This is a genomic window from Pseudomonas sp. SbOxS1, from assembly GCF_013416725.1.
Classification (GTDB): Bacteria; Pseudomonadota; Gammaproteobacteria; order Pseudomonadales; family Pseudomonadaceae; genus Aquipseudomonas.
In genome coordinates, this window is record NZ_JAAVXC010000002.1 from 474,431 (window position 1) to 492,509 (window position 18,079).

An 18,079-nucleotide genomic window follows, 5' to 3' on the forward strand; every position below is an offset into this window, starting at 1 on the left:
AGTGCTTTCATGGGCCCCATCGCGAGCAGGCTCGCTCCCACAGGGACTGCGTAAATCCTGTGGGAGCGAGCCTGCTCGCGATGGGGCCATCATGTTCGGTGCAAATACCGGATGCGTTCAGGTCAGCGCTGAACAACCTGCATCGCTTTCTGATCTTTCGGCAGAACCCGTTTGGCCACTACGTAGTGCTTTTCCCAATACGGTTTCTTCAAGGTATCGATGCTCACCGACTTGCCACGACGTGGTGCGTGGATGAAGCGGTCGTTGCCCAGGTAGATGGCAACGTGATTGACTCGACGGCTCTTGATGTTGAAGAAAATCAGGTCGCCCGGTTTCAAATCGTTGCGATCAACTTTCTCGCCGTGACCGCTGGCCATGGCATTGGAGGTACGTGGCAGGTCAAACGTGGCGTCGTTGAACGCGTATTTCACCAGGCCGCTGCAGTCGAAGCCTTTGCTCGGGCTGCTGCCGCCCCAGCGGTATGGTGTACCGAGGACGTTGACGGCGCGGCTCAGCACGTTGCTGCTTTCCCGGGTCGCCATCGGCGGTACCAGGCTGCTTTTGCTGACCAGCTCAGGAGCCAGTTTGACCGATTTCTTGCTTTTGCTCGAAGGAGCGGCAGCATGGGATTTTGGGGTGTAACCATTAACGTTCGGAAGACGTTGCTCACGATTGGTGGCGTGGGCGGCCAAAGGCAGTAATAGGCAAATGGTTAGCCATGTCTTGAAAAATGGACGCATTAGGCAGGGCTCGTATAAGTTAGCGCGAAACTTTATAACAGCTTTTTTTGGCATTCCGAGGCCGTTGGTCGATTCCATCTGGGTCTAACGGAACCAAATGAGCGGTAAATTGACGCAATTGTCTGACAGAAGTCAGGTGCCATAAGGGTTTGGCGGAAGGGACAGTATCAGTTGCCATACGTCGGCTGCTCGTAAAAAAGTCACAAAGATTTAAAGAATATTTATCTATCGTGTGAATCGAGGTCCTCCATGAACACCTATCAACCGCCCGTCCCGCATCAAGACACCCACAGCAAGGTGATCGGTTACCTGCTGTGGATTTTCGGTTTTACCGGTGCTCACCGCTTTTATTACGGCAAGCCGGTGACCGGGACGATCTGGTTTTTCACCTTCGGTTTGCTGGGGATCGGCTGGTTGATCGACCTGTTCCTGATTCCGGCCATGGACCGTGAAGCGGACCTGCGGTTTACCGCGGGACCGATCGAATACAACGTGGCGTGGATCCTGCTGACGTTTCTCGGGGTGTTCGGTGTGCACCGGATGTATCAGGGGAAGTGGATCAGCGGGTTGCTGTACCTGGTGACGGGTGGGTTGTTCTTTCTGGGGGTGCTGTATGACTTCTGGACGCTGAATGATCAGGTGTCCATTCGCAACGCGCAGAAGCGCGGCGCCTTCCAGTAAAAGCTTCGCTGGCAAGCCAGCTCCTACAGGGGCGGCGTGAACCCTGTAGGAGCTGGCTTGCCAGCGAACGACGCGACGCGGTCTTAAGCCTGGTGGCTGATCCGGCCGTCTACCAGGGTGTAGCGCACCACACCCGGCAGGCTGTGACCCAGGAACGGGCAGTTCTCGCCTTTGGACAGCCAGGTCTCACCGGCCACGGTCGAGGCCGCCGGGTCGAACAGCACGATATCCGCCGCGCCACCCACCGCCAGCTTGCCCGCTGGCAGGCGCAAGGCCTCGGCAGGGCCGGCGCTGAGCCGCGCCAGCAGCGTCGGCAGGTCGAGCAAGCCGTCTTCAACCAAGGTCATCGCCAGCGGCAGCAGTAGTTCAACGCTACTGATGCCGGGCTCGGTAGCCCCGAACGGCGCCAGTTTGGCGTCCCGCTCGTGCGGTTGGTGATGGCTGGAAATGGCCGAGACCACGCCTGACTTCACGGCGGCACGCAAACCCTCACGGTCGGCGCGGGTGCGCAGCGGTGGCTGCACGTGATAGAGGCTGCTGAAATCGATCAGTGCTTCGTCGGTCAGAATCAACTGGTACAGCGCGACATCCGCCGTGACCTTCAGGCCGCGCTGCTGGGCCTGGGCGATCAGGGCTACACCACGCGCGCTGGTCAGCTGGCTGAAGTGCGCGCGCACGCCGGTTTGCTCAACCAGCAGCAGATCCCGAGCCAGGGCCACGGTTTCGGCGGTTTCCGGAATACCCGGCAGGCCGAGGAAGCTCGCGGTCGGTCCTTCATGGGCCAGGCCGCCTTCCGCCAGGTCGTGGTCCTGGGAGTTGAAGATCACCGTGAGGTCGAAGGTGGCCGCGTAATCCAGCGCCCGGCACAGGGTGCGGGTGTTGCGGAAGCTCTCCAGGCCGTTGCCGAAGGCCACGCAACCGGCATCGCGCAAGGCAACCAGCTCTGCAAGCTGTTCGCCGTCCAGGCCTTTGCTCAGTGCGCCAATCGGGAACACTTTGGCGTTACCGGCTTCACGGGCGCGGTCGAGGATCAGCTCGGCCACGGCCGAGGTGTCCAGCACCGGTTTGGTTTTTGGCGGGCAGCACAGGCTGGTCACACCGCCGGCAGCGGCGGCGCGGGTTTCGCTGACAATCGAACCTTTACGGCTGTAGCCCGGTTCGCGCAGGGCGACGTTGAGGTCGACCAGGCCAGGGGCGGCCACCAGGCCTGTGGCGTCAATGGTGTCGACGGCGACAAAACCGGCTGGCGCAGCGCCAAGGGCGACGACTTTGCAGGCTTCAATGTGGATATCGGTGACTTGATCCAGGCCGCTGGCCGGATCGATGACGCGGGCGCCAAGAATGCTGAGCTTCACTGAACGTTCTCCTGCTCGAATTGGCGTTGCGCTGTCTGGCCGCTCATGGCCATGGACAAAACGGCCATGCGAATCGCGATGCCGTAGGTCACCTGGTTGAGGATTACCGAATGTGGACCGTCGGCTACCGCCGATTCGATTTCCACGCCGCGATTGATCGGCCCCGGGTGCATGACGATGGCATCCGGCTTGGCGCCGGCCAGGCGCGCGGTAGTCAGGCCGAACAGGCGGTAGAACTCGCCCTCGCTCGGCAGCAGGCCGCCGGTCATGCGCTCACGCTGCAGGCGCAGCATGATCACCACGTCGACGTCTTTCAGGCCTTCGGTCATGTCGGTGTAGACCTTCACGCCGTATTGCTCGATGCCGATCGGCAGCAGGGTCTTCGGCGCGATCACGCGGATGTCCGGGCAACCCAGGGTTTTCAGGGCCAGCATGTTCGAGCGCGCCACCCGCGAGTGCAGGATGTCGCCGACGATGGCCACCGAAAGATTTTCAAAGCCGCCCTTGTGCCGGCGGATGGTCAGCATGTCGAGCATGCCCTGGGTCGGGTGGGCGTGTCGGCCGTCGCCACCGTTGATGATCGCCACTTGTGGGCAAACATGTTCGGCGATGAAGTGTGCGGCGCCGGAATCACCGTGGCGTACGACGAACATGTCGGCGGCCATGGCTTCCAGGTTGCGCAGCGTGTCGAGCAGGGTTTCCCCCTTGCTCGCCGACGATGTCGACACGTTCAGGGTGATCACGTCCGCCGACAGCCGCTGGGCCGCCAGTTCGAAGGTGGTGCGGGTGCGGGTGGAGTTTTCGAAGAACACGTTGCACACGGTCTTGCCGCGCAGCAACGGGACTTTCTTCACCGCCCGGGCGCCGACTTCGAGGAACGAGTCGGCGGTGTCGAGGATTTCCGTCAGCAGCTCGCGGCGCAAACCGTCGAGCGAGAGGAAGTGGCGCAGCTGGCCCTGATCATTGAGCTGCAGCGGGCGCTTGGTATCTGGAGGCGTCATCGCGAGGGGGACTCTCAATAGGGCGAATTAAAGGGCGAGGTCTTGCAGTTCGAGCTTGAGTTCCGGCCCCGACAGTTTCACCCGCTCGTGGGCTGCCAGGGACAGGGTCGCACCCAGTACGTTCGGACGGATCGGCAGTTCCCCGGCGTCCAGGTCCAGCAGGCAGACCAGCGTCACGCTGGCCGGGCGACCATAGTCGAAGAGTTCGTTCATGGCGGCGCGGATGGTCCGCCCGCTCATCAGAACGTCGTCGATCAGCACCAGGTGCTGGCCTTCGATCTCGAACGGCAGGGCCGAGGGGCGCACTTGCGGGTGCAGGCCGTTCTGGCTGAAGTCGTCGCGGTAGAAGGAAACGTCGAGTGTGCCAAGAGGTTCAGCGCTGCCCAGCTCTTCGAGCAGGGCCTGGGCAACCCACACGCCACCGGTACGAATGCCGATGTAGCGCGGTTCGCTGATGCCACGGTGTTCCAGGTGTGCCTTGAGACGGATCGCCATCTGGCTGATCAGTTCGGCGGGATTGGGCAGGCTCATGGTTGCTCCTTCTTGGGCCCGAGCCGGGTCGTTGCCGCAGGTGGCTCGGGTTGTAGCTAAAAGAGACGGGTGACGGCTCTTCAGGATTAGGATTGGAACAATGCGCTGTTCTCGTCGAGCCAGCCTTGCAGCAGCAGGGCGGCGGCGATGGCATCCACCGGGTTGTCGCGGTAGCTGCCTTTCTGTCCGCCCCGGGCCAGGCGTTCGCCCTTGGCCTCGTAGGTGGTCAGGCGTTCATCGTGGGTGTAGAAGGGCAGGTTGAAGCGGCCGTTCAGGCGCCGGGCGAATTTTTCCGCGCGGGCGCACATGTCGCTGGGCGTACCGTCCATGTTCAGCGGCAGGCCGACCACCACGGCGTCGGGTTTCCATTCCTTGATCAGTGCTTCGACCTGATCCCAGTCGGGAATACCGTTTTGTGCCTTCAAGGTGCACAGCTCGCGGGCCTGGCCAGTAATGACCTGGCCAACCGCAACGCCGATCTGTTTGGTGCCGTAGTCGAATCCCAGAATCAACCGCAGGGCCATCAGGCGTGCCCCGCCTGGCTGGTGAGCAGGCTTAGGTTGACGCCCAGGTGCTTGGCCGCCGCTTCCAGGCGCAGCTCGCTGCTGGTGTTGAACAGGATGTCGGCGTCGTACGGGCAGGTCAGCCAGGCGTTCTGGGCCAGTTCGGCCTCCAGTTGCCCGGCTTCCCAACCGGCATAACCCAAGGTGATCACGCTTTTCGCCGGGCCGACGCCATCGGCGATGGCGAACAGCACGTCCTGGGAGGTCGACAGGGACAGCTCGCCTTCCAGATCAACGGTCGCCTGGAAACTCTGGCCCTTGGGGTGCAGGACAAAGCCGCGATCGGTCTGCACCGGACCACCGATGAAAATCGGCACGTGCTGGCACAGCGCGGGCGGCTCGATGTCCGGGCGCAATTGCTCGAGGATATCGGCCAGGTTCAGGTCCTGCGGACGGTTGACCACCAGCCCCATGGCACCATTGGCCGTGTGCTCGACGATGTAGGTCAAGGTGTGCGCAAAGTTCGGGTCGACCATGTGAGGCATGGCGATCAGGAAGTGATGCTTGAGGTAGCTGGGGCTGACGTTTTTCATGAACGCTAGTGTGGCGTTGGAGGGACGAACTGACAAGCCGGGGATGCCGCAATTTGGCAGGCTTCATCGATCCAATGTGGGAGCGAGCCTGCTCGCGATGACGGCGGCACATTCAAAATTGATGTGTCAGACAGGCCGCTATCGCGAGCAGGCTCACTCCTACAGGGGGATTTGGGGTGGTCAGTTGCTTGAGAGGCGATCGCCGCGGGCAAATTTCCACGTGCGGATGATTTCCAGTCGATCGATGTCCGACAGGTCCCCGGTAAAGGGGGCAAACGGCGCCGCCAGGCGCACGATGCGCTGGGCCGCCTGATCCAGCAGCGGTTGCCCGGAGGACTCCAGTACCAGTACCTCATACAGCGAGCCGTCGCGGTTGATCGAGACCATCAGGCGCAAGTTGCCGTAAATCTGCTTGCGCCGGGCCTCGTCGGGGTAATTGAGGTTGCCGATGCGCTCGACTTTTTTACGCCATTCATCCTTATACCAGGCGCCCTTGTCGCGCATGGTCGAGGCGGCGCTCAAGCGGTGGATGCGCGGGCGCTTGGCGTACAACTGTTGTTCCTGGGCCAGTTCGGCTTCGAGGCTGGCGATGTCGCTGGACAGTTGTTCGCTGTCGAAGGTCGGTGCCGCCACCGCAGGCTTGGTGACGGGCTTGGGCTCTTCGGTTTTCGCCGCGGCTTTTTTCGGCTTCGGCGCAACGGTGGTCACGGCAGCCTTGGGCGCTGCTTCCTGTACTTCAGGCTTGGCCGCTGGCGGTGGCGTGACTTTCTGAACCTTGTTGTCCTGGAACGGCGCGATTTCGGTGGTCTTGGGGACGGCCTTCTTGTCCAGGGTGCCGCTGCCTTGCTGATTTTCCTGGGCGAGGAAATCGGCCTTCTCCGGCTTCTTTTCGCTTTTGAAAGTGGCGAGGGTGATTTCCAGGGTTTTACTGATCTGTTTGGGCTCGACCATCGTGAAGCCGACACCCAGCAATAAGGCCAGGTGCACCAACGCCGCCAGAAACAGGGTAAATCCGAGGCGATCGGCCGGGCGCACGCCGTGGTGGGCGAGTTCGGGGGGCAGATCGGACGGGAGGGTCATGACAAGGAAACCAACATCACGTTTTCACAGGCCGCGCATGATAACGCAATGTTGGTTTGGCTTTTCAACGGGCCTTTAGCTTCTGATCGATGGCATCCATCAGCATACCGCCGATATCGGTGCCGAAGGCGTTATCGATTTCGCGGATGCAGGTCGGGCTGGTGACGTTGATTTCTGTCAGGTGCTCGCCGATCACATCGAGGCCAACGAACAACAGGCCTTTCTCGCGCAGGGTCGGGCCGACTTGCGCCGCGATCCAGCGATCCTTGTCGGTCAATGGACGGGCTTCGCCGCGGCCACCGGCGGCGAGGTTGCCACGGGTTTCACCGGCCGCGGGAATGCGCGCCAGGCAATAGTCTACCGGCTCGCCGTCGATCATCAGGATGCGCTTGTCACCATCGACGATGGCCGGCAGGTAGCCCTGGATCATGATTTGTTGCTGGCCGTGCAGGGTCAGGGTTTCGAGGATCACCGACAGGTTCGGGTGGCCGGCGGTGTGACGGAAGATCGAGGACCCGCCCATGCCATCCAGCGGCTTGAGGATCACGTCGCCATGATGGTCGGCGAATTCGCGCAATACGTCAGGGCGACGGCTGACGATGGTCGGCGGCGTGCACTGCGGGAACAGCGTGGCGAACAGTTTTTCATTGCAGTCGCGCAGGCTCTGCGGCTTGTTGACCACCAGCACGCCGGCGCTTTCGGCTTGTTCCAGCAAATAGGTGGAATAGACGAACTCCATGTCGAAGGGTGGATCCTTGCGCATCAGGATCACGTCCAGGTCGCTCAGCAGGTTGTCCTGCTCGGCTTCCAGCTCGAACCATTTTTCCGGGTTGGCGAACACTTTCAGCGGACGCATCCGCGCCCGTGCCTGACCTTCGGCCTGGTACAGGTCGCGCTGCTCCATGTAGAACAGTTCCCAGCCGCGTTTCTGTGCGGCCAGCAGCATGGCCAGCGAGCTATCCTTTTTATAGGAGATGCTGGCGATAGGATCCATGACAATCCCGACACGAACGCTCATGGGTGTTTCCTCAGAAGTGGGTGAGGCCTATGTAAATCCCTGTAGGAGCGAGCCTGCTCGCGATGGACTTCAGGACACCGCGCTCATCCTGCTGATTCGCGTCATCGTTGACGACCATCGCGAGCAGGCTCGCTCCCACAAAAGATCAATCCAAAGGACCGTATAAAAGTGGCGTCAGAGTGGCGCTGAGTGTGTTCCCGGTCAAGGAAAAACCACTGCCAGGGCCGGCCGATAGATTGGATTTGGAGACTGTGCTAAAAAGGCTGCCATGTTGTGCCGGCCCTTGAGCATCAAGGGTTTCGAGCCCTCGATGCCCTGCAGATGGACAAATAGATTCGTAAAGGCGACGGTAGAGCACCTATGGAAAAGCAACCCAGCGCCTTGAAGGTCATGGTGATCGACGATTCGAAGACGATTCGCCGCACCGCCGAAACACTGCTCAAGAACGTGGGTTGTGAGGTCATCACGGCCATCGACGGGTTCGATGCCCTGGCCAAGATCGCCGATCACCACCCCGGTATCATCTTTGTCGACATCATGATGCCGCGTCTGGATGGCTATCAGACCTGCGCATTGATCAAGAACAACAGTGCATTCAAGTCCACGCCAGTGATTATGCTGTCGTCCAAGGACGGGCTGTTCGACAAGGCCAAGGGGCGCATCGTCGGCTCCGACCAGTTCCTGACCAAGCCTTTCAGCAAGGAAGAACTGCTGAACGCGATCCAGGCCCATGTTCCGGGCTTTGCCGCTGTTTTGCCGCAGTAAGACACCTACAGTGACGCTCGGCCATTGGGCCCTGCGCCGACAAGAATGGGGAAGACCATGGCACGTATCCTGATCGTCGACGATTCGCCGACTGAAATGTACAAACTGACCGGCATGCTGGAAAAGCACGGTCATGAAGTATTGAAAGCCGAAAACGGCGCAGACGGCGTGGCCCTGGCCCGCCAGGAAAAACCCGACGCGGTGCTGATGGACATCGTCATGCCCGGGCTCAACGGTTTCCAGGCGACCCGCCAATTGACCAAAGACCCGGAAACCGGGCACATCCCGGTGATCATCATCACCACCAAGGATCAGGAAACCGACAAGGTCTGGGGCACGCGCCAAGGGGCCAAGGACTACCTGACCAAGCCGGTCGACGAAGACACCCTGATCAAGACCCTGAACAACGTGCTGGCCGGTTGATCGCAGGACCATGAGCCAATCACTGACCGCCTTCGAACTGCTGCTGCAGATCGACCGGCGCTGTCGCTTGCTGGCGGCGGATTTGCCGTCCCAGCCGGCCCGCCAGGACAGCTGGAGCGGCATCGGTTTTCGCCTGGGCGAACACTGGTACGTCGCGCCCATGGGCGAAGTCGGTGAGGTGCTGCATGAGCCGCGTTTTACCCTGGTGCCGGGGGTCAAGTCCTGGGTCAAGGGCGTGGCCAATCTGCGCGGGCGCTTGTTGCCGGTCATTGATTTGGGCGGCTTTTTTGGCCTGGAAGTCTCGGCAGCACGCAAGCAGCGACGGGTGTTGGTGGTGGAGCATGAAGACGTGTTTGCCGGGTTGTTGGTCGATGAGGTCGTTGGTTTGCAGCACTTTGCCCGGGACAGTCTGCAGCCGATAGACACCCTGGGCGGCCCGATCGCACCGTTCATCACCGGCCGGTTTCAGCGCGAGCAGGGCTGGCAGGTGTTCAGCCTGTTTGCACTGGCGCGGTCGCAAGGGTTCATGAACGTAGCCGCGTAACCCCTTGTAGGAGCGAGGCTTGCCCGCGAAGAACGATGACGCGGTATTCCTGTAAAACCGCAGCGCCTGCTTCGCGGGCAAGCCTCGCTCCTACAAGGGCAGGGGCATTGAGTGAATTGGGCAGGACAGGCGAAGACCGATGACAAAAGCAAAATCAGGCAAGCCAATGGAAGCGTCGCGCAGTCGATCGCAGATCATCGCGCTGTTCATCGCACTGATCATCTTCATCATGTTGTTGTTCGCCAACTTCGCGTACCTCAACACCCAGGCCACTTACGACAAACAGTACATCGGCCACGCCGGTGAGCTGCGCGTGCTGTCCCAGCGCATTGCCAAGAATGCCACCGAAGCCGCTGCCGGCAAGGCTGCTGCGTTCAAGTTGCTCAGCGATGCGCGCAACGATTTTGCCCGGCGCTGGAGCTATCTGAAGAAAGGCGACCCCGCCACCGGCCTGCCACCGGCACCCGCCAGCGTGCGCCCGGAAATGCGCGCGGTACAGCTGGACTGGGAACGCCTGCTGAAAAACACCGATACTATTTTGTCCAGCGAACAGACGGTGTTGTCGCTGCATCAGGTCGCCGCGACCCTGGCCGAAACCGTGCCGCAGTTACAGGTCGAATACGAAAAAGTGGTGGAAACCCTGCTGCAACGCGGCGCCCCGGCTGCGCAGGTGGCGATGGCCCAGCGCCAATCACTGCTGGCCGAGCGTATTTTAGGTGCGGTCAATACCGTGCTGTCCGGCGACGAGAACTCGCAGCAGGCCGCCGATGCGTTCGGCCGTGATGCGGCGCGTTTCGGCCAGGTGCTCAACGGCATGCTCCAGGGCAACGCGGCGCTGCGGGTCAGCCAGGTCGAGGACCGCGACGCGCGCGCGCGGCTGATCGAGATTTCCGAGCTGTTCGAGTTCGTCTCAGGCTCCGTGGACGAAATCCTCGAAACCTCCCCGGAGCTGTTCAAGGTCCGTGAGTCGGCCACCAATATCTTCAGCCTGTCACAAACCCTGCTCGACGAAGCTTCCCACCTGGCCAGCGGCTTCGAAAACCTCGCCGGGGGACGTGACACCGACACCATCGGCGGTTATGTCCTGGGCCTGGGGGCGTTGATGTCGATCATCCTCATCGGCCTGGTGATGGTGCGCGAAACCAATCGCCAGTTGCGCGAAACCGCCGAAAAGAACGAGCGCAACCAGAACGCGATCATGCGCCTGCTCGACGAAATCGAAGACCTGGCCGACGGCGACCTGACCGTGACGGCCACGGTGACTGAAGACTTCACCGGGACCATTGCCGATTCGATCAACTATTCCGTGGACCAACTGCGCGACCTGGTGGCAACGATCAACCTGACGGCCGGCCAGGTCGCTGCCGCCGTGCAGGAAACCCAGGCCACCGCGATGCACCTGGCGCAGGCCTCGGAGCATCAGGCCCAGCAGATTTCCGAAGCCTCCACCGCGATCAACGACATGGCTGAGTCCATCGATCAGGTGTCGGCCAACGCCGCAGAATCCTCGGCGGTGGCCGAGCGTTCGGTGGAGATCGCCAACAAGGGCAATGAGGTGGTGCACAACACCATCCATGGCATGGACAACATCCGCGAACAGATTCAGGACACCGCCAAGCGGATCAAGCGCCTTGGCGAGTCTTCCCAGGAAATTGGCGACATTGTCAGCTTGATCGATGATATTGCCGACCAGACCAACATCCTCGCCCTCAACGCGGCGATTCAGGCGTCCATGGCCGGTGATGCCGGGCGCGGTTTCGCGGTGGTCGCCGACGAGGTGCAGCGCCTGGCGGAGCGCTCTTCGGCCGCGACGCGGCAGATCGAGACCCTGGTGCGGGCGATCCAGGCCGACACCAACGAAGCGGTCATTTCCATGGAACAAACCACCACCGAAGTGGTGCGCGGCGCGCGTCTGGCGCAGGATGCCGGTGTGGCCCTGGAAGAAATCGAAGGGGTATCCAAGACCCTGGCGGCGCTGATCCAGAGCATTTCCAACGCGGCGCAACAACAGACGTCGTCTGCCGGTCAGATTTCCCTGACGATGAACGTGATCCAGCAGATCACCTCGCAGACCTCGTCCGGCTCTACCGCCACCGCCGAAAGCATCGGCAACCTGGCGAAAATGGCCAGTCAGTTGCGGCGTTCGGTGTCCGGTTTCACCTTGCCGGCCACCCAGGCGCCGGTCGCGGACAAAGCTTGAACCGCCCCCGGGCACGGCTATCTTGATTGAAGTGGGGATTGGAGTGGTTATGGGTGATCGGCACGACTATGTGGCCCTTGAATGGGTCAAAGGCGAAATTGCCGAAACGCTGAAGCAGGCTCATCACGCGATCGAAACCCAGCTTGATGACCCGCAGGCGACGCACGCCCTGAGCGAATGCCTGGCGTGCATCCATCAGGTTCACGGCAGCCTGCAGATGGTCGAGTTCTACGGCGCGGCCTTGCTCGCCGAAGAAATGGAGCATCTGGTCACCGCCTTGCAACACAATCGCGTCAATCATCGCGACGAGGCGTTGCACCTGATGCTGCAAGCGCTGGGGCAGTTGCCGATCTACCTTGATCGTGTACAAGGCGCCCGCCGCGATTTGCCTCTGGTGGTGTTGCCGCTGATCAACGACCTGCGCAGTGCCCGAGGCGAAAGCCTGTTGTCGGAAACCAGCCTGTTCAGCCCGCAGTTGCCAGGCCTGGCTCCCCTGGATGAAGCGTCGCTGGTGCTGCTGGAGCCGGCCGAACTGCCGAATGTGCTGCGCAAGTTGCGGCAGATGTTGCAGATGGCCCTGGTCGGTTTGCTGCGTGAACTGGACGACGACACTCACCTGGAGTACCTGGCCAAGGTCTTTACGCGCCTGGAAGGCTTGTCCGGTACAGCGCCCCTGAGCCCACTGTGGCAAGTCGCCTCGGCGCTGGTCGAAGGCATGCGCGCCGGCGTCATCGCCAACAGCCCGGCCTTGCGCAGCTTGTTCAAGGAGGCCGACAAGGAGCTTAAACGTCTGCTCGAACAGGGCATGCTGGGCATCAATCAGCCGCCGCCGCCCGAGCTGCTCAAGAGTTTGCTGTTCTATATTGCCAAGGCCGAACATCCCACCGGGCAGATGCTGACCATGAAAGATCGCTACGCACTGGACGATGCATTGCCTGACAGCGCGATGGTCGACGAAGAACGCGCAAGGCTGGCCGGTCCTGACCGTGACGCCATGCGCTCGGTACTGGCGGCATTGTGCGAAGAGCTGGTGCGGGTCAAGGAGCGCCTGGACCTGTTCGTGCGCAGCGACCGGCAACACACCTCGGACCTCGACAGCCTGCTGGCGCCCCTGCGGCAAATCGCCGACACCCTGGCGGTGCTGGGTTTTGGCCAGCCACGCAAGGTCATCATCGATCAGCTGGCGGTGGTGCTGAGCCTGGCCCAAGGCCAGCGCGCACCCGACGACGCGATCCTCATGGACGTGGCCGGAGCCTTGCTTTACGTCGAAGCGACGCTGGCCGGTATGGTCGGCACCGTGGAGCCTGAAAGCCAGGAAGACAGTCGCCTGCCCACCACCGACCTGACGCAGATCCACCAGATCGTCATCAAGGAAGCGCGTATCTGCCTGCAGCAGGCCAAGGACATGATCGTCGACTACATCGATGCCGACTGGGACCGACAGCACCTGCAGGCATTGCCGGCCTTGCTGACCCAGGTGCGCGGTGCGCTGGCGATGATTCCGTTGAGCCGGGCGGCGGGCCTGATCGAAACCTGCAATCACTTCATCCGCGAGCACCTGCTGCTCGATCCGGATCAGCCCGGCTGGCAGGCGCTGGACAGCCTGGCCGACGTCATCACCAGCATCGAGTATTACCTTGAGCGCCTCAGCGACGACCCCGAAGCGCCCGGTGAACACCTGCTCGACGTGGCGCAAAGAAGCCTGGCGGCACTCGGGTTTTTCCCCAGCGAACGACAGGTACCAGTACTTGCGGATGTCTTGAGCCCCGGCGAAGCACAGGCCCTGCGGCAACAGCAGGAACGGGATGCCCCGGCCGTCGCCCAGGCCCTGGCCGATGTGCTGGCCAACCCGGTCTCGGCGCTGAACCCACCCGCGCTCGACACCCCGGATAGCCTGCTGCCGCCGCCTTCAGGCGAAGAGCCGGTGGACGAGGAATTGCGCGAAGTGTTCCTCGAGGAAGCCGATGAAGTGCTGGAGGTCATTCGCGAGTATTTGCCGCGATGGTCGACGGATCCCGCCAACCGCTTGGCCCTGAGTGAACTGCGCCGCGCCTTCCACACCCTCAAGGGCAGCGGCCGGATGGTGCGCGCCCTGGTGCTCGGCGAACTGGCCTGGGCCCTGGAAAACCTGCTCAACCGCGTACTGGAACACAGCGTGGAGCCTGGCGCTCAGGTGCAGCAGCTGCTCGGCGATGTGCTCGATCTGCTGCCGGAACTGGTGGCCGAATACGCCGTCGATGCCCAGCGGCAGCGCAATGATGTCGACCAGTTGGCGGCGCGCGCCCATGCCCTGGCCAAGGGCGAGACCCCGGCAGAGGACGAGGACACCCAGGACGTCGCGGCCCTCGACCCGCTGTTGCTGGAAATCTTCCGCAAGGAAGCCGAAACCCATTTGGGCAGCCTCAACCGCTTTCTCGACCAGGCCGCCGAACATTTGCCGCTGCAGGCCAGCGATGAGCTGCAGCGCGCCTTGCACACGCTCAAGGGCAGTGCGTCGATGGCGGGGGTGATGCCGATTGCCGAACTGGCGACGCCGCTGGATCAGCTGGCCCGGGAGTACAAGGCCCACCTGATCGCGCTCGACCTGGACGAAGTCGAAGTGCTGCTGGAGGCCGAAGGCTTGTTCCGTCTTGGCTTGCGCCAGCTCAAGACCGACCCGCTGGCCGAAATCCCCGGTTCCCGGGCCTTGATCGAACGTGCCAGGGCGCTGCTCGCCGAGCGCCTGCAAAGCCACTTGAGCTCGCCCAGCAGCGGCCTGAGGGTCAAGCGCGACCCGCAGCTGATCACCAACTTCCTGGCCCAGGGCATGGACATCCTGCTGGATGCCGAAAGCCTGTTGCGGCGTTGGCAGCAGCACCCAGGCGAGCGCCAGGAACTCAGTGCACTGCTGGATGAATTGACCACCCTCGGCGAAGGCGCGCACCTGGCGGACCTGCACCCGGTGGATGAGCTTTGCGAAGCCTTGCTCGACCTCTACGGTGCGGTGGAAGAGAGCAGCCTGGCGGTCAGCGAGGCGTTTTTCCATGAGGCACAAAGTGCCCACGAAGCGCTGATCAACATGCTCGACGAGCTGGCGGCCGGCCAGGAAGTCAGCCCGCGCCCGGAGCGGGTTCGGGCCTTGCACGGCTTGCTCGACCAGAGCCTGGACCCTTCGGCCATGGGCCTGATCCGCAGTGATGGCAGTCGCACCTTGAGCATCCGCGAGCTGGGCGACGCCACCGCCGAACTTGAGCGCACGCTCCCCCCTGTAGGAGCGAGCCTGCTCGCGATGGACGTCAACGATGACGCGCTTTCATTGGATAAACGCGGTGCCTTTGAGTCCTTCGCCGGCAAGCCGGCTCCTACAAAGGATCGCGCAGTCGAGCTGGACGACGACATCGTTTCGATCTTCCTCGAAGAAGCTGAAGATATCCTCGACAGCGCCAACCATTCGCTGCAACGCTGGGTCAGTGACCCGCAGAACCCCGCGCTGCTGTCGTCCTTGCAGCGTGATCTGCACACCCTCAAGGGTGGCGCGCGGATGGCCGAGGTCGAGCCGGTCGGCGACCTGGCCCAGGAACTTGAAAGCCTCTATGAGGGCCTGGCGGACCGCCGTTACAGCCACGGTGAAGTGCTGGTGCAGTTGCTGCAACAGAGCCATGACCGCCTGGCGCAGTTGCTTGAGCAACTGCAAGATCAGCAAGCCCTGGGTGATCCGGGGGAACTGATTGAAGCGATTCGCGCGTTCAGGCAAGGCCACGCGGGTAACGCCGAGGTGATCGAAGCAGCGACCAGCAACGACTCGGCCCACCATGACGGCGAGTTGCTGGATATCTTCCTTGAGGAAGGTTTCGACATCATCGAAAGCTCCGGCGCGGCGCTGCTGCGCTGGCAGGCCGAGCCGTCGAGCCGTCAGGAAATGGAAACCCTGCTGCGCGACCTGCACACCCTTAAGGGCGGTGCACGCATGGTGGAAATCGCGCCGATTGGCGATTTGGCCCATGAGCTGGAATTTCTCTACGAAGGTTTATCCACCGGCGTGCTGCAACCTACGGCGGCGTTGTTCGAACTGCTGCAGCGCAGCCATGACCGGCTGGCCCAGATGCTCGACGCGGCGCGCGCCGGTGAGCCATTGCCGCCGGCCGATCGTCTGATCGATGCCATCCAGAACTTCAGTCACCCGGTGCAGCCTGATTCCCAGGTACCGCTCACCGTGCCTGTTACGGCGAAAGCCGAGACGCCGCTGCTGCAACCCGATGCCGGGGCGGACATGGTCAAGGTCTCGGCGGAACTGCTCGACGACCTGGTCAACCTGGCCGCTGAAACTTCGATCTTTCGCGGTCGCATCGAGCAGCAGGTCAACGACGCGCAGGTGGCGCTCAACGAGATGGAAACCACCATCGAGCGCATGCGCGACCAGTTGCGCCGGCTCGACACCGAAACCCAGGGTAGGATCCTCAGCCGCCAGCAAGTCGACGCCGAGCGCCTGGGTTACGAAGAGTTCGACCCGCTGGAAATGGACCGCCACTCGCAATTGCAACAACTGTCGCGAGCCCTGTTCGAATCCGCCTCCGACTTGCTTGACCTCAAGGAAACCCTCGACCGGCGCAACCTGGACGCGGAAAACCTGTTGCAACAGCAAGGCCGCATCAACACCGAATTGCAGGAAGGCCTGATGCGCACGCGCATGGTGCCGTTCGAGCGGATGCTGCCGCGCTTGAAGCGCATCGTCCGCCAGGTGGCCAGTGAGCTGGGCAAGGACGTCGAGTTCATTGTCGGCAACGCCGAAGGCGAAATGGATCGCAATGTTCTCGAACGCATGGCGGCGCCGCTGGAGCATATGCTGCGCAATGCCGTCGACCACGGCCTGGAAGCCGCCCCTGTACGGCTGGCGGCGGGCAAGCCGGCGCAAGGGCGGATCACCCTGGATCTGTTGCGCGAAGGCGGCGACATCATTTTCGATATTCGCGACGACGGTGCCGGCGTGCCACTGGAGGCGGTGCGGCGCAAGGCGATCAAGCGCGGCCTGCTCGACCCTCACAGCGTCATCAGCGACCACGACGTGCTGCAATTCATCCTGCAACCGGGGTTTTCCACGGCCGAAAAAATCACCCAGATCTCCGGGCGCGGTGTCGGCATGGACGTGGTGCACGAAGAAGTGCGACAGCTGGGCGGCACCATGAGCATCGACTCCGTGCCAGGGCAGGGCGTGCATTTTCGCATTCGCCTGCCGTTCACTGTGTCGGTCAACCGGGCGCTGATGGTGCAATGCGGGGAAGACCAATACGCGATTCCGCTGAACACCATCGATGGCATTGTCCGCGTATTGCCCAACGAGCTCGAGGGGCATTTTCGTCTTGATCCGCCGACTTATGAATACGCCGGGCAGCGCTATGAATTGTGTTACCTGGGTGAGCTGCTGAAAACCAGCCCGCGTCCACGGTTATTGGGTCAGGGCCTGCCGCTGCCGGTATTGCTGGTGCAGTGCAACGAGCGTCACATTGCGGTGCAGGTCGATGCCATGGCGGGCACGCGTGAGATCGTGGTCAAGAGCCTCGGCCCGCAGTTTGCGGCGGTTCAAGGAGTGTCCGGGGCGACGATTCTGGGGGACGGCCGGGTGGTGCTGATTCTGGATTTGCTGGCGCCGGTTCGCGCCATGCAGGCCCGGGCGCCGCAGCGTCCGGTGAGCCACGAAGTCGAGGTCGAACCGCAGCGGCCCTTGCTGGTGATGGTGGTCGACGACTCGGTCACCGTGCGCAAGGTCACCAGCCGTTTGCTCGAACGCCACGGCATGAACGTGCTGACCGCCAAGGACGGTGTCGACGCCATGCTGCTGCTGGAAGAGCACAGCCCGGACCTGATGCTGCTGGACATCGAAATGCCGCGCATGGACGGCTTCGAAGTCGCGACCCAGGTACGCAAGGATGAGCGTCTGCGGCACCTGCCGATCATCATGATCACCTCACGCACCGGCCAGAAACACCGCGACCGGGCCATGGCCATCGGCGTCAACGACTACCTTGGCAAGCCGTACCAGGAATCGGTATTGCTCGAAAGCATCGCCCTATGGAGCAAGACCCATGCATGAGCGTCGCCACGAGCCGCGCGACAGCCACCTCACTGGCCTGCTGCTGCCCCTGGCCGACCGCAACCTGATCCTGCCTAACGTCGCGGTGGCGGAGCTGATCGACTACCAACCGGCGGCCTTCGACCTGGACTCACCGCCCTGGTACCTGGGACGGGTAGCGTGGCGCGACCGGCAGATACCGTTGCTCAACTTCGAGTCGGCCTGCGGGCAGAAAATCGTCATCGGCGAACGTGCGCGAATCGTTATTCTCAATGCGTTGGGTGGTCGGCCCGGGCTGAAATTCATCGCGATTCTGGTCCAGGGGATTCCGCGCTCGTACAAGCTCGACAGTCAGTTGAGCTATGTGGATGTGCCGTTGTGCTCGCTGGAGAAAGCGGCGGTGCAGGTGGCTGATCAAGTGGCCAAGGTGCCGGATTTGTTGGCGTTGGAAGAGCTGCTCGTGAGTGCCGCGCTCGTCTGAAGGTCCCCTTCGCGGGCAAGCCTCGCTCCTACAGGTCTTCGTGTCATACGCAATTTTCGCGAACGGCATAAAACCTGTAGGAGCGAGGCTTGCCCGCGAAGACGGCCTTCAATACACC

Annotated in this window: 15 protein-coding genes; 7 read left to right on the forward strand and 8 right to left on the reverse strand. The window is 62.2% G+C overall.

Translation table 11 applies throughout. The features are described from left to right. Positions 1-122 precede the first annotated feature (122 nt). Complete coding sequence (locus HFK74_RS03130) at positions 123-740, reverse strand: C40 family peptidase (RefSeq protein WP_180202302.1); 618 nt, start codon at positions 738-740, stop codon at positions 123-125. Positions 741-989: 249 nt separating this feature from the next. Between HFK74_RS03130 and HFK74_RS03135 the strand changes: the two genes are divergently transcribed. Further along, positions 990-1,421, forward strand: a complete 432-nt coding sequence (locus HFK74_RS03135) for a TM2 domain-containing protein (RefSeq protein WP_180202303.1) — start codon at positions 990-992, stop codon at positions 1,419-1,421. A gap of 83 nt (positions 1,422-1,504) precedes the next feature. On the opposite strand, the gene HFK74_RS03140 is transcribed toward HFK74_RS03135, so the two are convergent. The 7 genes from HFK74_RS03140 to gshB all read right to left on the reverse strand — a co-directional run bounded on the left by HFK74_RS03140 (position 1,505) and on the right by gshB (position 7,502). After that, positions 1,505-2,776 (reverse strand): dihydroorotase, encoded by a 1,272-nt coding sequence (locus tag HFK74_RS03140; RefSeq protein WP_008063487.1) that lies wholly within the window; start codon positions 2,774-2,776, stop codon positions 1,505-1,507. Beyond that, complete coding sequence (locus tag HFK74_RS03145) at positions 2,773-3,777, reverse strand: aspartate carbamoyltransferase catalytic subunit (protein WP_008063486.1); 1,005 nt, start codon at positions 3,775-3,777, stop codon at positions 2,773-2,775. Before HFK74_RS03145 ends, HFK74_RS03140 begins: the two co-directional genes overlap by 4 nt. 27 nt (positions 3,778-3,804) lie before the next feature. Continuing rightward, a complete protein-coding gene (gene pyrR / locus HFK74_RS03150) occupies positions 3,805-4,308 on the reverse strand; it encodes a bifunctional pyr operon transcriptional regulator/uracil phosphoribosyltransferase PyrR (RefSeq protein WP_180202304.1) in 504 nt (167 codons plus the stop codon). A gap of 86 nt (positions 4,309-4,394) precedes the next feature. Next, complete coding sequence (gene ruvX / locus HFK74_RS03155; RefSeq protein WP_008063484.1) at positions 4,395-4,832, reverse strand: Holliday junction resolvase RuvX; 438 nt, start codon at positions 4,830-4,832, stop codon at positions 4,395-4,397. After that, entirely contained in the window at positions 4,832-5,404 is a 573-nt protein-coding gene (locus HFK74_RS03160) for a YqgE/AlgH family protein (RefSeq protein ID WP_008063482.1), read from the reverse strand. The genes ruvX and HFK74_RS03160 overlap by 1 nt, the downstream gene beginning before the upstream one ends. A 180-nt stretch (positions 5,405-5,584) precedes the next feature. Beyond that, a complete protein-coding gene (locus HFK74_RS03165) occupies positions 5,585-6,484 on the reverse strand; it encodes an energy transducer TonB (protein WP_180202305.1) in 900 nt (299 codons plus the stop codon). A 64-nt stretch (positions 6,485-6,548) separates the two neighbouring features. After that, positions 6,549-7,502 (reverse strand): glutathione synthase, encoded by a 954-nt coding sequence (gene gshB, locus HFK74_RS03170; protein WP_180202306.1) that lies wholly within the window; start codon positions 7,500-7,502, stop codon positions 6,549-6,551. 360 nt (positions 7,503-7,862) lie between these two features. Between gshB and pilG the strand changes: the two genes are divergently transcribed. The 6 genes from pilG to HFK74_RS03200 all read left to right on the forward strand — a co-directional run bounded on the left by pilG (position 7,863) and on the right by HFK74_RS03200 (position 17,961). Continuing rightward, entirely contained in the window at positions 7,863-8,267 is a 405-nt protein-coding gene (pilG, locus tag HFK74_RS03175; protein ID WP_008063477.1) for a twitching motility response regulator PilG, read from the forward strand. 57 nt (positions 8,268-8,324) lie between these two features. Then, the gene (pilH, locus tag HFK74_RS03180; RefSeq protein ID WP_007897961.1) at positions 8,325-8,690 is read left to right on the forward strand and encodes a twitching motility response regulator PilH; all 366 of its coding nucleotides are present in this window, start codon (positions 8,325-8,327) and stop codon (positions 8,688-8,690) included. Between the two features lie 10 nt (positions 8,691-8,700). Next, positions 8,701-9,234: a chemotaxis protein CheW gene (locus HFK74_RS03185; RefSeq protein ID WP_180202307.1), complete on the forward strand. Its 534-nt coding sequence runs from the start codon at positions 8,701-8,703 to the stop codon at positions 9,232-9,234. Positions 9,235-9,400: 166 nt separating this feature from the next. Further along, positions 9,401-11,434, forward strand: coding sequence for a methyl-accepting chemotaxis protein (locus HFK74_RS03190; RefSeq protein WP_257230248.1), 2,034 nt, complete (start codon positions 9,401-9,403; stop codon positions 11,432-11,434). Between the two features lie 49 nt (positions 11,435-11,483). Further along, on the forward strand, positions 11,484-17,501 hold the full coding sequence (locus tag HFK74_RS03195; RefSeq protein WP_180202309.1) for an Hpt domain-containing protein: 6,018 nt from the start codon (positions 11,484-11,486) through the stop codon (positions 17,499-17,501). Then, positions 17,494-17,961 (forward strand): chemotaxis protein CheW, encoded by a 468-nt coding sequence (locus tag HFK74_RS03200; protein WP_180202310.1) that lies wholly within the window; start codon positions 17,494-17,496, stop codon positions 17,959-17,961. Before HFK74_RS03195 ends, HFK74_RS03200 begins: the two co-directional genes overlap by 8 nt. Positions 17,962-18,079: the final 118 nt, after the last annotated feature.

Coding starts and splice junctions, on each gene's coding strand:
- HFK74_RS03200 (WP_180202310.1), top strand. CDS start 17,494: ATGCATGAGCGTCGCCACGAGCCGCGCGACAGCCACCTCACTGGCCTG.
- HFK74_RS03160 (WP_008063482.1), bottom strand. CDS start 5,404: ATGAAAAACGTCAGCCCCAGCTACCTCAAGCATCACTTCCTGATCGCC.
- HFK74_RS03195 (WP_180202309.1), top strand. CDS start 11,484: ATGGGTGATCGGCACGACTATGTGGCCCTTGAATGGGTCAAAGGCGAA.
- ruvX (WP_008063484.1), bottom strand. CDS start 4,832: ATGGCCCTGCGGTTGATTCTGGGATTCGACTACGGCACCAAACAGATC.
- HFK74_RS03165 (WP_180202305.1), bottom strand. CDS start 6,484: ATGACCCTCCCGTCCGATCTGCCCCCCGAACTCGCCCACCACGGCGTG.
- gshB (WP_180202306.1), bottom strand. CDS start 7,502: ATGAGCGTTCGTGTCGGGATTGTCATGGATCCTATCGCCAGCATCTCC.
- HFK74_RS03135 (WP_180202303.1), top strand. CDS start 990: ATGAACACCTATCAACCGCCCGTCCCGCATCAAGACACCCACAGCAAG.
- pilH (WP_007897961.1), top strand. CDS start 8,325: ATGGCACGTATCCTGATCGTCGACGATTCGCCGACTGAAATGTACAAA.
- HFK74_RS03130 (WP_180202302.1), bottom strand. CDS start 740: ATGCGTCCATTTTTCAAGACATGGCTAACCATTTGCCTATTACTGCCT.
- HFK74_RS03145 (WP_008063486.1), bottom strand. CDS start 3,777: ATGACGCCTCCAGATACCAAGCGCCCGCTGCAGCTCAATGATCAGGGC.
- HFK74_RS03190 (WP_257230248.1), top strand. CDS start 9,401: ATGGAAGCGTCGCGCAGTCGATCGCAGATCATCGCGCTGTTCATCGCA.
- HFK74_RS03185 (WP_180202307.1), top strand. CDS start 8,701: ATGAGCCAATCACTGACCGCCTTCGAACTGCTGCTGCAGATCGACCGG.
- pilG (WP_008063477.1), top strand. CDS start 7,863: ATGGAAAAGCAACCCAGCGCCTTGAAGGTCATGGTGATCGACGATTCG.
- pyrR (WP_180202304.1), bottom strand. CDS start 4,308: ATGAGCCTGCCCAATCCCGCCGAACTGATCAGCCAGATGGCGATCCGT.